Raw genomic sequence first — 14,917 nt, 5'->3', positions numbered from 1 at the left:
TCGTCTGGGAGCGGCGCTACCAGCGCCGCACGGGGGAGGCCGTGCTCGACCCCCAGGTCGTCGGGCTCGGGTCGTTCCGCAACGGCGCCCTGCTCGGCCTCGCGTACTTCGCGGGTTTCACGGGCATCTTCCTCGTCGTCACGCTGTACCTCCAGGACGAGCTCGGGTACACGCCGCTCCAGGCGGGGCTCGTCGGGACGCCGTTCGCGGTGGCCTCGGGAGTCTCCGCCTGGTTCTCGGGCCGGTGGGTCGCGCGGTGGGGTCGTCAGCTCGTCGTGGGCGGCGTGCTGCTCGTCCTCGTCGGCGTGGTCGCGGCCGACGCCGTGGTGCGGCTGCTCGGGGACGACCCCGGCGCCGTCGGGCCGGCGCTCGCGGGCGCGCTGCTGGTCGCGGGCGCCGGCAGCGGCACGGTCATCGCGCCGAACCAGACCCTCACGCTGTCCGAGGTCCCCGTGAGCCGCGCGGGCGTCGCGGGGAGCATGCTCCAGCTCGGCCAGCGCATCGGGTCGGCGGTCGGGATCTCGGTCGTGCTGTCCGTGTACTACGGCGGACTGGCGAGCGGCGACTCGGCGGCGCACGCGACGGGGCGCGCGCTGCTCGTGACGATCGTGCTCGTCGCGCTCGCGCTCGTCGTCGGGCTCGTGGACCTGCGTTCGCGACGAGCGGAGGACCGCGGGACGGGCCGCGCGGACGCGTAGGATTGGCACTCGGAGGTCGAGAGTGCCGACGCCCGCGCGCCCGCCCGGGGCGGCGACGGTGCGGCACACGGAGGTGGACGTGAGCGAGGAGCGCCGGCTCGAGGTGCTGCGGGCGATCGTCGAGGACTACGTCCTCACGCGCGAGCCCGTGGGATCGCGCGTGCTCACCGAGCGGCACAGCCTCGGCGTCTCTCCCGCGACGATCCGCAACGACATGGCCGCCCTCGAGGACGCCGGGTTCATCGCGCAGCCGCACACCTCCGCGGGCCGCATCCCGACGGACAAGGGCTACCGTCTCTTCGTCGACCGACTGTCCGGCGTGAAGCCGCTGTCGGCACCGGAGAAGCGCGCGATCGAGACCTTCCTCTCCGAGGGGGTCGACCTCGACGACGTCATCGCGCGCGCCGGGCGCCTGCTCGCGCAGCTGACGGGTCAGGTCGCGGTCGTGCAGTACCCGTCCCTGAGCCGGTCCGGGCTGCGCCACCTCGAGCTCGTGCCGGTCGGGGAGTCGCGCCTGCTCGTCGTCATCATCACGGACACGGGGCGCGTCGAGCAGCGCACGCTCGAGGTCGCGAGCGTGCCCGACGAGGGCACGCTCGTCGAGGTCCGCGCGCGGCTCAACGCCGCCGCGGCCGGCAAGCGCCTCACCGACCTCGCGCCGGGGCTCGCCGCCGTGACGGAGAGCTTCCACCCCGACGACGCCCCGCTCGTGCGCGCCGTGGGCGACCTCGTCGCCCAGACGCTCGCGGAGGAGAGCGAGGAGCGCCTCGTGCTCGCGGGCACGGCGAACCTCGCCCGCGCGGGCATGCGGTTCGAGCACGCGCTGCGCCCGGTCCTCGAGGCGCTCGAGGAGCAGGTGGTCCTCCTCGGCCTGCTCACGGAGATGGCCGCGGAGTCCGGCGTGAGCGTGCGGATCGGGCACGAGACCCAGCTCGAGGGCCTCGTCGAGACCTCCGTCGTGACGACCGGTTACGGTAACGACGGTGACACGGTCGCCCTCGTCGGCTCGATCGGGCCGACCCGCATGGACTACCCCGGGACCATCGCGGCGGTGCGCGCCGTCGCGCGCTACCTGTCACGGGTGCTCGGCACGTGAGCCCCGCCGCGGCCTCCCCGCACGCGGCGGGCACCCTCGACGACCGGCCCCGTACCGGTCTCACGACCCCCACCAGCCCCTTCACGACCGGCCCCGCGCCGGCCTCACGACCCGCACCAGCAGAGAGTGACGTGTGAGCGACTACTACGAGATCCTGGGCGTGGCGCGCGACGCCAGCCAGGACCAGATCAAGAAGGCGTACCGCAAGCTCGCGCGCGAGCTGCACCCGGACGTCGCGGGCGAGGAGGCGGGCGACCGCTTCAAGGACGTCGCGCGCGCGTACGAGGTGCTCTCCAACCCCGAGAAGCGCCAGCAGTACGACCTCGGTGTCGACCCGAGCGCGCCCGGCGGCGGCAGCGGCCCCATGGGCGGCGGCTTCGGCTTCCAGGACATCTTCGAGACGTTCTTCGGCGGCGGGCAGGCGCAGCAGGGCCCGATCCCGCGCGCCCGCCGCGGCCAGGACGCCCTCGTGCGGGTCGACATCGACCTGTCCGAGGCGACGTTCGGTGCACAGCGCGAGCTCCAGGTCGACACCGCGGTCGTGTGCGGGACGTGCGGCGGCTCGTGCTGTCGTCCGGGCACCTCGCCGCGCACGTGCGACGTCTGCCACGGGCGCGGCACGGTCCAGCGCGTGGCGCGCTCGTTCCTCGGCCAGGTCATGACGAGCGCCCCGTGCGCGGCGTGCCAGGGCTTCGGCACCGTCATCCCCGAGCCGTGCGCCGAGTGCTCCGGCGAGGGTCGCGTGCGCAGCCGCCGCAGCATCACCGTCAACGTCCCCGCGGGCGTCGACACCGGCACGCGCATCAAGCTCACCGCGCAGGGCGAGGTCGGCCCGGCCGGCGGCCCGGCGGGTGACCTCTACGTCGAGATCCGCGAGCGCAACCACGACACGTTCGTGCGCCGCGGCGACGACCTGCACTGCACGCTCCAGGTGCCCATGACCGCGGCCGCGCTCGGCACGGTCCTCGAGCTCGAGACGCTCGACGGCGCGCAGGAGATCGACCTGCGCCCGGGCACGCAGCCGGGCCAGATCGTCACACTCAAGAACCTGGGCGTCGGGCACCTGCACGGCAGCGGCCGTGGCGACCTCAACGTGCACATCGAGGTCCAGGTGCCGCGCGAGCTCGACGAGGAGCAGGAGCAGCTCCTGCGCACGCTCGCGACGCTGCGCGGCGAGGAGCGGCCCGAGCCGCGTCTGTCCGCCGCGCACCCGGGCGTGTTCTCGCGCCTGCGCGACAAGCTCTCCGGGCGCTGAGAGGGGCGCGCGTGAGTGCTCCGGTGTTCCTCGCCGAGACCGGGCTCGACGCCGTCGCGCCCGGCGACCGCTACGTCCTCGACGGGGCGGAGGGCCGCCACGCGGGCGTCGTCCAGCGCCGCGCGGCGGGCGAGCGGATCGACGTCGTGGACGGGGACGGGCTGCGCCTGCGCTGCGTCGTCGAGCACGCCGACGCGGGCCGCGTGACCCTGCTCGTGCAGGAGGTCGACCGCGAGCCCGCACCCGCCGTCGTCGTGACGCTCGTGCAGGCCCTGGCCAAGGGCGACCGCGACGAGATGGCGATCGAGGCGGCGACCGAGATCGGGGTCGACGTCGTGGTCCCGTGGCAGGCGGAGCGCTCCGTCGTCGTGTGGCGGGGCGAGCGCGCCGCGAAGTCCCGCGCGCGCTGGCTCGCGACGGTCCGCACCGCGACCAAGCAGGCGCGGCGTGCGCGCCTGCCGCACGTGGAGGTGGCCCTCGACTCGCGCGGCCTCGCCGCCCGGGCGGCCGACGTCGTCGCGCGCGGCGGGTGCGCGATCGTGCTGCACGAGGAGGCGACGACGCCGCTCGCCGACGTCGCGCTGCCCGACGGCGCGACCCCGGACGGCGGGTCGGCGCCCGAGGTGCTGGTCGTCGTCGGCCCGGAGGGCGGGATCTCCGACCGCGAGGTCGCCGACCTCACCGCGGCCGGTGCGGTCGCGGCCCGGCTGGGCCCGCACGTGCTGCGCACGTCGACCGCCGGACCCGTCGCCGTCGCGCTGCTCGCCGAGCGCCTCGGCCGCTGGGACGTGGAGGCCGGGCCTGGACTAGCCTCGGGGTCATGACGAGCACCGACGCACGCACGGACCCGGACTGCCTCTTCTGCCGCATCGTCGCGGGCGAGCTCCCCGCCGACGTCGTGGCGACGAGCGAGCGCTCGATCGCCTTCCGGGACATCGACCCGCAGGCCCCCGTGCACGTGCTCGTCGTGCCGCGCGACCACCACGGCGACATCGCCCAGCTCGCGGCCGCCGACCCGGACCTGCTGAGCGACGTCGTCGCGCTCGCCGACGAGGTCGCGGGCGACCAGGCCGACGGCCAGTTCCGCCTCATCTTCAACTCCGGCCCGCGCGCCGGCCAGAGCGTGTTCCACGTGCACGGGCACGTCATCGCGGGCGCCGAGCTCGGGTGGACGCCCGCCTGAGCCCTGCGCGAAAGGACGTGTGGGGCCCGGGCGCGCTCGGTACGATGGAGGCGATCCGCGGGGCCGTGGCGGCCCCGGCCCTACCGTCCGACCGAAGGAGCGCAGCGGCGCAAGCCGGCTCATGACCTCTCCGTCCCGAGAACCCGACCCCCAGCCGCACCGGGTCGAGCACCGCATCGTCATCCCGAACCACGTACCGATGGTGGCGCTCCTCGGCAGCCGCGACTCCGTGCTCCGGGCCGTCGAGGAGGGGTTCGGCTCGGTCGACGTCCACGTGCGCGGCAACGAGATCGCGGTCTCCGGCCCTCCGGGGGACGTCGCGCTCGCCTCCCGCCTGCTCGACGAGCTCGTCGAGGTCGTCGAGGCCGGCACCCAGCTCACCGCCGACGTCGTCTCGCGCTCGATCGCGATGCTCACGGCCGCGACGGCGTCGCGGCCGGCCGAGGTGCTGACGCTCAACATCCTGTCGAGCCGCGGGCGCACGATCCGGCCCAAGACCGTCGGGCAGAAGCGCTACGTCGAGGCGATCGACGCGAACACCGTCACGTTCGGCATCGGGCCGGCGGGCACGGGCAAGACGTACCTGGCGATGGCCAAGGCCGTGCAGGCGCTCCAGTCCAAGCAGGTCAACCGCATCATCCTCACGCGCCCCGCGGTCGAGGCGGGGGAGCGGCTCGGGTTCCTGCCCGGTTCGTTGAGCGAGAAGATCGACCCGTACCTGCGCCCGCTGTACGACGCGCTGCACGACATGATGGAGCCCGACGCGATCCCGCGGCTCGTCGAGGCCGGGACGATCGAGGTCGCGCCGCTCGCTTATATGAGAGGACGGGCACAGCCGTACGACGCCAAGGTCCTGACACCCGACGGTTTCGTGGAGATCGGTTCTCTGCAGGTCGGCGACCTCGTCATCGGATCGGATGGTCGACCGACGCCCGTGCTGGGGGTCTTCCCCCAAGGACCTCGACAGGTCTACCGCGTGACCGCGTCGGACGGGTCGTCCACCGTGTGCTGCGGCGAACATCTCTGGACCGTGCGGACACCGGAGGACAAGCGTCGCGGCACCCAACGAACCCTCGAGACGCGAGAGATGATCGGCAAGGAGTGGCGGGGCCACGTCCGACGCTTCGAGCTCCCGCTCGTCGCACCGGTAGAGCTCGAGGACGCCGAGGTGCCGCTCGACCCTTATGCGCTCGGGCTGCTCCTCGGAGACGGGTCTTTCTCGTCGCGGGCGACCCCGTCCTTCGCCACCGCGGACCCCGAGCTCGCCGCCGCTCTCGAAGCCGCGCTGCCCGACATCGAGCTCGTCGACAAAGGTGGGTACAACTATGTGCTCCGCCACATCTACGGCCACCGGGGCGGCGTGATCGTCGCGAACCCGGTGAAGGTCGCACTGCGACAGCTCGCGCTCGCTGGACTGAAGTCTGAGGCGAAGTTCGTCCCCGACGTCTACAAGCACAATGGTCGAGCGGTTCGTCTCGCCCTTCTCCAAGGCCTCCTGGACGCGGACGGTGGACCTGTCACCCAGGAGGGCCGCTCCTGTCGTGTCCAGTACACGACGACCTCTCCTCGGCTACGAGACGACGTCGTACACCTCGTCCGATCCCTCGGTGGCGTGGCGACCTGGCGGGTGCGGGAGGCCGACGGAAGACCCCCCGGCCTTGTCAACGGGAGGTCGGTTCCCTACCGGAACGACGCCTACTGCCTCGACATCCGACTCCCGCACGGGGTCGAGCCGTTTCGGCTCGAACGCAAGCGGGAGAAGTACGCAGCAGGCGGGGGGCGCCCGATGCGGTCGATCGACTCGATCCTCCCGGAGGGTGTGCGCGACACGTTGTGCATCCAGGTGGCGGCGGCGGACTCCCTCTACGTGACTGATGACTTCCTCGTCACGCACAACACGCTCAACGATGCGTTCATCGTCCTCGACGAGGCGCAGAACACGACGACCGAGCAGATGAAGATGTTCCTCACGCGCCTCGGGTTCGGGTCGCGCATGGTCATCACGGGCGACGCGACGCAGGTCGACCTGCCCGGCGGCACGCAGTCGGGGCTGCGCGTCATCGAGGACGTCCTCACGGGCGTGGACGACGTCGAGTTCTGCCGTCTCACCTCGTCGGACGTCGTGCGCCACCGGCTGGTGAGCGAGATCATCGACGCGTACGCACGGTGGGACCTCGCGTCCGGCACCGGGGCACGACAGGGGACGGGCGGCGGACCGCGCCGCCGCGACGACGAGCGCCGCGGACGCCCCGCGGGCAGGGACCGACGGACGAGGGACGACGCGTGAGCATCGAGGTCAACAACGAGACCGAGACCGAGGTCGACGAGGCCGAGTTCGCGGCGCTCGCGCGCTACGTGCTCGACGCGATGCGCGTGCACCCGCAGAGCGAGCTGTCGATCCTCTTCGTCGACACCGACGTCATGACCGAGCTGCACGTGCGCTGGATGGACGAGCCCGGCCCGACGGACGTGCTCTCGTTCCCCATGGACGAGCTGCGGCCGGGTCGCGACGGCGAGGTGTCCGGACCGGGCCAGCTCGGCGACGTCGTGCTGTGCCCGGAGGTCGCCGCGCAGCAGGCGGTCACCGCCGGGCACTCGACGGCGGAGGAGATGCTGCTCCTCACGACGCACGGCATCCTGCACCTGCTCGGCTACGACCACGCCGAGCCGGAGGAGGAGAAGGAGATGTTCGCGCTGCAGCGCAAGCTGCTCCTGACCTTCCTCGCCGGCCGGTGAGCGGCGAACCCGTCGCGCTCCTGGCGGTCCTGACCGTCCTCACGGTCGTGCTCGCCGCGGCGCTGAGCGCTGGCGAGGCGGCGGTGCTGCGCGTGACGCGCGCGGCGGTGAGCGAGGCCGCGCTCGGCGACGACCTGACGACGCCGCCGCGACCGTCGGGGCGTCGCGCGCTGGCCCTGCTCGGGGACCCGGCCGCGACCGCCCGATCCGTCGGCTTCGTGCGCGTCGTCGCCGAGGTCGCCGCGATCACGTGCCTCACGCTGCTGGTCGCCGCGTGGCTCGAGCCGTGGTGGCAGGTCCTGCTCGTCGCGCTCGCCGTGAGCGTCGTCGTCGGGCTCCTCGTCGTGCGCGTCAGCCCCCGGTCGCTGGGCCGCCGGCACGCAGTCCGCGTCCTGCTCGCCCTCTCGGGCCTCCTCACCGGGATCGTCGCCGCGACCCGCTGGCTCACGCGCCTCGCGCCCGCGCCCGACTCGGGGGCGCACGAGCGCGAGCTCCAGGACATGGTGGACCGCGTGAACGAGTCCGAGGTCATCGAGGACGAGGAGCGCGAGCTCATCCGCTCGGTGTTCGGGCTCGGGAGCACGCTGACGCGCGAGGTCATGGTCCCGCGCACGGACATGGTCACCACGGGGCGCGACACGCCGCTGCGCAAGACGCTCTCGCTGTTCCTGCGCTCCGGGTTCTCGCGTATCCCCGTGACGGGCACGTCCGCGGACGACCTCGTGGGCGTCGCGTACTTCAAGGACGTCGTGCGCGTGCTCCAGGGCGGGCCGGGGGCGGACGCGCGGCCCGTGGGCGACGTCGCGCGCGCCGCGATCTTCGTGCCCGAGTCCAAGCCCGTGGACGACCTCCTGCGCGAGATGCAGGCGTCGTCGTCGCACATCGCGATGGTCGTCGACGAGTACGGCGGCATCGCCGGGCTCGTGACCATCGAGGACGCGCTCGAGGAGATCGTCGGCGAGCTGACCGACGAGCACGACCGGCCCGAGCCCGAGGTCGAGGACCTCGGCGAGGGCGTGCTGCGCGTCCCCGCGCGCCTCGGCGTCGACGAGCTCGGCGAGCTCTTCGGGCTCGACCTGGACGACGACGACGTGGACACCGTCGGCGGCCTGCTCGCCAAGACCCTCGGCAAGGTCCCGCTGCCCGGATCCGTGGCCGACGTCCACGGCCTGCGGATCGAGGCCGACCGGGTCGAGGGCCGGCGCAAGCAGCTCGCGACCGTCCTCGTCTCCCACGCCGCTCCACCGTCCGCCGTATCGCCCGCGGCGCCCCACGAGCCGGAGACCCCGGCCGACACCCGACCCTCCCTCCCGACCGTGAAGGACACCCCGTGAGCACGACCACCCCCGAGCACCGCTCCGGATTCGCCTGCCTGGTCGGGCGGCCCAACGCGGGCAAGTCGACCCTGACCAACGCCCTCGTGGGCCAGAAGGTCGCCATCACGTCCGGACGGCCGCAGACGACGCGCCACACGATCCGCGGGATCGTGCACCGCCCCGACGCGCAGCTCGTCCTCGTCGACACCCCGGGCCTGCACCGGCCGCGCACGTTGCTCGGCGAACGCCTCAACGACCTCGTGCGGGAGACGCTGACGGAGGTCGACGTCATCGCGTTCTGCCTGCCGGCGGACCAGAAGATCGGGCCGGGCGACCGGTTCATCGCGAACGAGCTCGCCGAGCTCATGCGCGGGCGCCGCGGCACACCCGTGGTCGCGGTGGTGACGAAGGCGGACCTCGTCGACCGCGGCACGCTCGCCGCGCACCTGCTCGCCGTGGACCGCCTGGGCGAGATCGCGGGCGGCTGGGCGGACATCGTGCCGGTCTCGGCGCAGGACGGCTACCAGGTGGACGTCCTCACCGACGTCCTCGTCTCGCACCTCCCCGAGGGGCCGGAGCTGTACCCGGGCGGCGAGCTCACCGACGAGCCCGAGGCCGTGATGGTCGCGGAGCTCGTGCGCGAGGCCGCGCTCGAGGGCGTGCGCGACGAGCTGCCGCACTCGCTCGCCGTCCAGGTCGAGGAGATCGTGCCCCGCGAGGGCAGCGGCGACGAGGCCAGCGGGCGCCCGCCCCTGCTCGACGTGCGGGTCAACCTCTTCGTCGAGCGCGACTCGCAGAAGGCGATCGTCATCGGCCGGGGCGGCTCGCGGCTGCGCGAGGTCGGCACGCGCGCCCGCCACGGCATCGAGGCGCTCCTCGGGACCCGCGTCTACCTCGACCTGCACGTCAAGGTCGCCAAGGACTGGCAGCGCGACCCCAAGCAGCTCCACCGGCTGGGGTTCTGACGCGTCCGACCACCGGGCGGGGGAGAGCCCCCGTCCGGTCGTCGGGGCGGCACCAGGGACCCGCGTCCGGGGCGCGACGTACGATTCCCCGGTGATCTTCCGGACCGCCGCGACCACCGCCGCCCTCGCGATCGTCCTCGCGATCGTCGGTGCGGTCACGGGACCGCAGTGGGACCCGGTGCCCGTGACCGCGCACCTGGAGCCCGCGACGCCCGACACGACGATCGGCGGCCAGCCCTCCGGGGGCGCCGCTCCGGTCGGCACGTACGACGTGCGCGAGACGGACGTGACGATCCGGCTCGACGGCGCGACGGTCGGCGGCATCCTGCGCGAGCCCGTCGACGCGGGGGACGACCTCCCGGGCGTGGTGTTCGTGCACGGCGCGGGCACGGGCCTGGCGACCGAGGCTTTCGTGGAGGTCGCGGCCGACCTCGCGAGCGCCGGCGTCGTCACCCTCGTGCCGGACAAGCGCCTCGACACGTACACGACGCGCCACCGCGACTACGAGGCCATGGCGCGCGACTACGAGCACTCCGTGGACCTGCTCCGGGCGCGGCCGGGGGTCGACCCGGACCAGGTCGGCCTGTACGGGGAGTCGGAGGGCACGTGGATCGTGCCCGTCATGGCGGTCGACGACCCGACGATCGCGTTCTCCGTGCTCGTGTCCGCCCCGGTCGTGCCGCCGCGCCAGCAGGCCGCGTTCGCCGTCGACAGCTACCTGCGCAACACGGACGTCCCGCACGGGGTGTTCCGCGCGATCCCGCGCGCGGTCGGCATGGCGATCCCGGGAGGAGGGTTCGAGTACGCCGACTTCGACGTCGAGCCGTTCCTCGAGCGGCTCACCCAGCCGGTCCTCGTCGTCTACGGCACCGCGGACCCGTCGATGCCGGTCGAGCAGGGCGCGCAGCAGATCCTCGACGCGACCGGACCGTCGTCGGCGTCCGGCGGGGCCGACGTCACCGTCCGGTTCTACGAGGACGCGAACCACGGGATCAAGATCGACGAGGTGCTCGTCCCCGACTTCCCGCGCGACCTGGGGGCCTGGATCACGTCCCTCCCGGACAGCGCGACCGCGCGGCCGCAGGTGGCCGGCGCCGAGCCGAACCAGCAGTACCTCGCCGGGCCTGTCCCGACCCCGCGCTGGCTCGGCAACGGCGACCTCCTCGTCGGGCTCGTGCTCGGCGCGGTGGGCCTCCTCGTGCTCGGGCCGCTCGTCGGGCTCGCCGGGGGGCTCGTGCGGCGCCTGCGCCGCGTCGCCGGGCGCCCGAGCGTGCCCGCCGGTCTCGCGCCCGGCTTCCGGCTGCCGCTCGCCGGGCTCGGGGCGGGTGCCGTCGGGACGACGGTGGCCCTCGTGGTCTACCTCGTCGCCGTCGCGCGGCTCGCGCTCGACTACGAGAAGGACGCGTGGGTCGTGCAGGGCGGCTGGGTCGGGGTGCGGCTCGTCGGTCTCGCCACGCTCGTCGCGGCGGCGCTGCTCATCAACCGGTCGGCCGAGGTTCGGGCCGCGCGCCGCGCGGCGGCGGACCTGGCCGAGGCATCGGGCACGGACGTCGTCGACGAGGGTCGGGCGGGGGCGCTGCGGGTCGCGCGGGGTGTGACTGCGCGCGTCATGCTGTGGTGCGTCCTGGTGGGCTCCGCCCTCTTGCTCGTGATCCTCGCGTACTGGGGTGTGTACCAGCTCGGCATCTGACCGCTCGCCCGGGCGCGGGCGCCGCCGCGTGCGTATCGTGGACAGGTGAGGCGCCGTCGGCTCGCGCAGGACCGGGCGGCTCGTGCCGGGCACGTCACCCACGAGCCGACGACGGACGGTGCCAGCGCACCGGCGAGCTTCGTCAGCTTCGAGCTCCTCCCGCCCGAGCTACGTACGGACGACCGCTTCGACGCCGTGTTCGACGGCGAGCCGGAGGCCGTGCGTGACCACGACGCGGCCGTGCCGGCCACCCCGGTCGCCCGGAGCGACCGACGTCGCGCCCCGCACCCCCAGGGCTCCGCGAACGTGCCGCGTCCCTCGACCGCCGCGGCACGGTCCGCCCCGGTCGGCCGCGAGCACGGGTCGTCCCGGGCGAACGGTGACACGGACGCGCCGCGGCGTGCCTGGTACGCGCACCCCGTGCCGTGGGTCGCCGTCGCGGTCGCCGCCGCGTTCGCGGGCTCGGTCGCCCTCACGGCGTCGATGGAGGACGCGCGGCCCGTCGACGTCACCGCGCTCGCGGGCGGGCTGCGCCCGCTCGAGGAGTCGCCCGAGCCGCGGTGGACCGTCCCGGTCGCGCCGGGCTCCGAGATCGTCCCGGCAGCGGGCGCCGTCGTCACGGTCGACGGTGGGCTCACGGCGTACTCGGTCGAGGACGGCTCGGTGCTCTGGCGCTCCGAACGCCTCGGCGACCGGGCCACGTGCCTGCCGGCCCAGGGCGAGCCCGCCCGCGAGGTGGTCGTGTGCGCCGTGCCGTCGGGGTGGCGCGAGCAGGTCGCCCGGCTCGTCACCGTGCGGTCCGGGACGGGCGAGGTCGTCGGGGACCGGACGGTGGAGACCGCGGGCAGGCTGTCGGTCGTGCCGGTCGGCGCCACCGACGTCGTGCGCGCCTGGTGGCGGGGTGGCGAGGTCGCCGTCGTGCGCGAGGACGCGGCGACCGGAGAGGTCCGCTGGGACCGGTCGCTCGAGCACGACGGGCTCGGGCGCGGGGGCGACGTCGTGCTCGACGTCCGGCGCGGGGTGGTCGACGTGCTGGCGCCGGGCGTCGCCGCGGCGCTCACCGAGGAGGGCCGCTCGCTCGTCGAGGACGACGTGTGGACCATCGTGCGGCTCCAGGACGGGCGCTACGTGGGGAACGAGTACGGTCGCGGCACGGCGACCGTGTTCACGGCCGCGGGCGAGCCGGCCTTCCGGATCAAGGGTCGCGTCCTGGAGACGCCGCTGTCCGACGGCTCCGCCCCCGGGGTGATCGTCACGAACACGTTCGGGAGCATCGTGGGGGTCGACGCGGCGACCGGCTCGGAGCTCTGGTCCCTCCCGGGGACCGGCCTGCGGGCGGTGGCGCGCGTCGACGGGCGCGTCGTCGTGCAGACGGACTCGTCGTACCGCAGCGTCGACGCGCGCACCGGCGAGGAGGCCTGGGCCGTGGACCTCGACGACAGCGGGCCGTGGCCGGTGCTCACGGACGGCCGATCTCTCTTCGTGACCGAGCGCGGCCGGGAGGGCCAGGGGCTCGTCTCGATCGCGCTCGACGACGGGGCCGTCGAGTGGCGCTGGACGCTGCCCGAGGACACCTACCACGTGGTCGCGGTCGAGGGCCGGCTCTTCCTGCTCGGCGTCGACCGGCTGACGGCCGTCTCCTGAGCCGCTTCCCCGGATCGGGGCCCGCGCCGCGTGGGCGCTTGAAGACGCACGTGATGAACCGGTAGAAACGGTCGGGGCCCGTCGGGCCGGCGTGCGTGCGTACGGCACGGCGCGACAGCGTAGGGAGTGCACGATGACCAACCAGACAGAGCCGGCCGAGGACCCGCAGCCCCGTGCTGCGGGCACCGGGCCGACCACGGCGCCCGACGGCGTCGCGGTGGGTGACGGGGACTCCTCGGCCGAGCGCGCGCCGGTCGGGACGCCCGCGGAGCCGGGCGTCGGAGACGGCGGACCTGGCGGCGAGGAGAGGGTCGAGACGCCCGCCGAGCCGGTCGCCCCGTCGGGAACCGCCTCGCCCTTCGCCGGGATCCCCGTGAGCGACTACGTGCGCGACGGCGTCGCCGCGCTCCTGCTGCTCGTGTCCCTCGCGCTGCCGTGGGACGCCGCGAGCCGTGCGTCGGACAAGATCGAGGTCGTCCTGCTGACGATCCTCTCCCTGCTCACCCTCGCGCTGCCGTACCTGGCACGCACCGGGGTGCTCCCCACGACCTGGACCGTGCACACCACGCGGAAGGTCCGCCTGCTCGCCAACGCCCCGTACGTCCTGCTCGTCGGCGTGTACCTCGTCGTCGACGTCGTCGGGGGCGGCGACCTCGGCGACGGGTGGGGCGGCGTGGGCTCCGCGGCCGCGCTCGGGCTCGCGGGCGCGCTCCTCGCGGCGCAGCCGCGCGAGAGCGAGCTCGGTCCGCAGGACCAGGACCGCGCCGTCACGAACCGGTGGCTCCAGGCGCTCCTCGTCGGGGCCGCCGTCCTGGCGGTGACCGTCCTGCTCACGGTCATCCTCACCGTCACGGGGACCCGCCTCGGCGGCGCCCTCCTCGTCCTGCTCGTGCTCGTGTCCGCGCTGTTCGTCCTCGCGCTCGTCGGGCTGCCGACGTACGGCACGTGGCGCCGCTCCGAGGCGGCGCGCCTCACGCTCGTCGGCCTGGGCGTCATCCTCGCGGTGGCGTTCGTGCTCGGCTCGGGCAACAACGGGCTGTTCACGATCGAGAGCACGCACCGCGGGCGGTTCGGGCTCGTGCTCGTGCCGGCACTCGCGGCGATCGCCGCCGCGCCCGCCGTGCACCGGGCGATGGCTGCCGCCGACCCGGTGAAGACCTGGGTGCGCGTCGCCGTGAACGCCCTCGACCTCGCGCTCGTCGTCGCCGGGTACGTCGCCGTGAGCGCCGTGCTCACGCTGGCCGAGGGTGTGCGCGGCGTGCCCGTCGTCCTCGCCGTCGTGGTGGGCGTGCTCGCGGCGGCCGTCGCGTTCGTCGCGCGGCGCTCGCTCGCCCGCGACGCGACGTCGGGTCGCCCGCTCGCCCTCGGCGGTGCCGGGGTCGTCGCCCTGCTGGGCATCGTCCTGCTCGTCGTGACGTCCAACCGGATCATGTTCGGCGGCGGTGTCGAGCATGTGCTGCTCGCGTTCGGTCTCCCGCTGCTCGTCGTCGGCGCCCTGACCGTCCCGCGCGAGGTGCGCGCGTACTTCGCCGAGCACCGCCCGGTGCCCGCCGCGGCCGCCGGGGAGGCGGCACAGGCGTACGTCTGGCAGCCACCCGCGCCCAAGCCGGTCCGCCCGGCGCCCGCCGCGCCGTCCGGACCCGTGGCGGCGCAGCCGCCGTCCGGCTCCTACCCGGCGACGCCGCACGGTGGTGCGGCGTACCCGGGTGCCGCGCAGACCGGTCCGGTCGCCGCGCAGCAGCCCGACCAGGGGCGTTGGGCGCCTGCAGGCGGCGACGCGACGGAGGTCCTCCCGGTCCAGCAGGTCGAGCCCGAGCGCAGCGGGTACGCGGCGCGCCCGGGGCTGGACCCCGACCAGGGCCCCTCGACCGCCGTCATGCCGGCGTACCAGGAGGGGCAGCCGGGCACCGGCCCGCAGCCGACCGCGCAGCCCGGCGCAGGGTCGCCCGCACAGGGCTACCAGGGGTACGGCCAGCAGGGCTACCCCCAGCAGGGCTACCAGCAGCAGGCGCAGCCGCAGCAGGGCTACGGCGCCGGGTACGGGCAGCAGCCCGCGGCGCAGCAGCAGCAGCAGCAGTCGTACTCGCCGCCCGCCCAGGCGCCGGGCTTCACCGCTGCCCAGGCGCTCGACCCGAGCACGCCGCTCGAGGTCCTCGCGCAGATCGTCCAGGACGCGCCGCACCTGCGGCCGCAGGTGGCGGCGAACCCGTCCACCTACCCGGCGCTGCTGGAGTGGGGCGGCCAACACGGCGACCCCCCCCGGCGCCCCCCCCCACCAGCCACCCCCCCCCCGACCCCCCCCCCCCCCCCCCGCCCCCCCCCGCAACACCCCCC

The 14,917-nt window shown here is 74.6% G+C and carries 11 protein-coding genes and 3 pseudogenes; all 14 read left to right on the top strand.

The genetic code is table 11. The features are described 5' to 3' along the window. On the top strand, positions 1-698 hold a 698-nt coding region (locus ACFWH7_RS10060), incomplete at its 5' end, for an MFS transporter (protein ID WP_378216365.1). Positions 699-777: 79 nt separating this feature from the next. Continuing rightward, positions 778-1,794, top strand: a complete 1,017-nt coding sequence (hrcA, locus tag ACFWH7_RS10055; RefSeq protein ID WP_047233038.1) for a heat-inducible transcriptional repressor HrcA — start codon at positions 778-780, stop codon at positions 1,792-1,794. A 133-nt stretch (positions 1,795-1,927) separates the two neighbouring features. Next, positions 1,928-3,049: a molecular chaperone DnaJ gene (gene dnaJ, locus ACFWH7_RS10050; RefSeq protein WP_378216363.1), complete on the top strand. Its 1,122-nt coding sequence runs from the start codon at positions 1,928-1,930 to the stop codon at positions 3,047-3,049. An 11-nt stretch (positions 3,050-3,060) separates the two neighbouring features. Further along, positions 3,061-3,873, top strand: coding sequence for a 16S rRNA (uracil(1498)-N(3))-methyltransferase (locus ACFWH7_RS10045; RefSeq protein WP_378216362.1), 813 nt, complete (start codon positions 3,061-3,063; stop codon positions 3,871-3,873). Further along, on the top strand, positions 3,870-4,232 hold the full coding sequence (locus ACFWH7_RS10040; protein WP_378216361.1) for an HIT domain-containing protein: 363 nt from the start codon (positions 3,870-3,872) through the stop codon (positions 4,230-4,232). Before ACFWH7_RS10045 ends, ACFWH7_RS10040 begins: the two co-directional genes overlap by 4 nt. Positions 4,233-4,353: 121 nt before the next feature. After that, positions 4,354-5,061: pseudogene (locus ACFWH7_RS10035) on the top strand (PhoH family protein); the annotation flags it as partial. Next, positions 5,050-5,865: pseudogene (locus tag ACFWH7_RS10030) on the top strand (LAGLIDADG family homing endonuclease); the annotation flags it as partial. The pseudogenes ACFWH7_RS10035 and ACFWH7_RS10030, both read left to right, overlap by 12 nt. A 264-nt stretch (positions 5,866-6,129) precedes the next feature. Then, positions 6,130-6,519, top strand: a pseudogene (locus ACFWH7_RS10025) (PhoH family protein); the annotation flags it as partial. Next, positions 6,516-6,968, top strand: coding sequence for an rRNA maturation RNase YbeY (gene ybeY, locus ACFWH7_RS10020; protein ID WP_141390808.1), 453 nt, complete (start codon positions 6,516-6,518; stop codon positions 6,966-6,968). The pseudogene ACFWH7_RS10025 and the gene ybeY, both read left to right, overlap by 4 nt. Further along, entirely contained in the window at positions 6,965-8,302 is a 1,338-nt protein-coding gene (locus ACFWH7_RS10015; protein ID WP_378216360.1) for a hemolysin family protein, read from the top strand. The genes ybeY and ACFWH7_RS10015 overlap by 4 nt, the downstream gene beginning before the upstream one ends. Beyond that, complete coding sequence (gene era / locus ACFWH7_RS10010) at positions 8,299-9,249, top strand: GTPase Era (RefSeq protein WP_237843122.1); 951 nt, start codon at positions 8,299-8,301, stop codon at positions 9,247-9,249. The genes ACFWH7_RS10015 and era overlap by 4 nt, the downstream gene beginning before the upstream one ends. A gap of 91 nt (positions 9,250-9,340) precedes the next feature. Beyond that, complete coding sequence (locus tag ACFWH7_RS10005; protein ID WP_378216359.1) at positions 9,341-10,939, top strand: alpha/beta hydrolase family protein; 1,599 nt, start codon at positions 9,341-9,343, stop codon at positions 10,937-10,939. Positions 10,940-10,984: 45 nt separating this feature from the next. Continuing rightward, positions 10,985-12,583, top strand: coding sequence for an outer membrane protein assembly factor BamB family protein (locus ACFWH7_RS10000; protein ID WP_378216358.1), 1,599 nt, complete (start codon positions 10,985-10,987; stop codon positions 12,581-12,583). Positions 12,584-12,716: 133 nt separating this feature from the next. Next, a partial coding sequence (locus ACFWH7_RS09995) for a DUF7937 domain-containing protein (protein ID WP_463054456.1) occupies positions 12,717-14,917 on the top strand: 2,201 nt, incomplete at its 3' end.

It is taken from the genome of Cellulosimicrobium cellulans (assembly GCF_042723955.1).
GTDB classification, from domain to species: Bacteria; Actinomycetota; Actinomycetes; order Actinomycetales; family Cellulomonadaceae; genus Cellulosimicrobium; species Cellulosimicrobium cellulans_H.
This window is presented reverse-complemented; position numbering and strand designations above follow the sequence as displayed.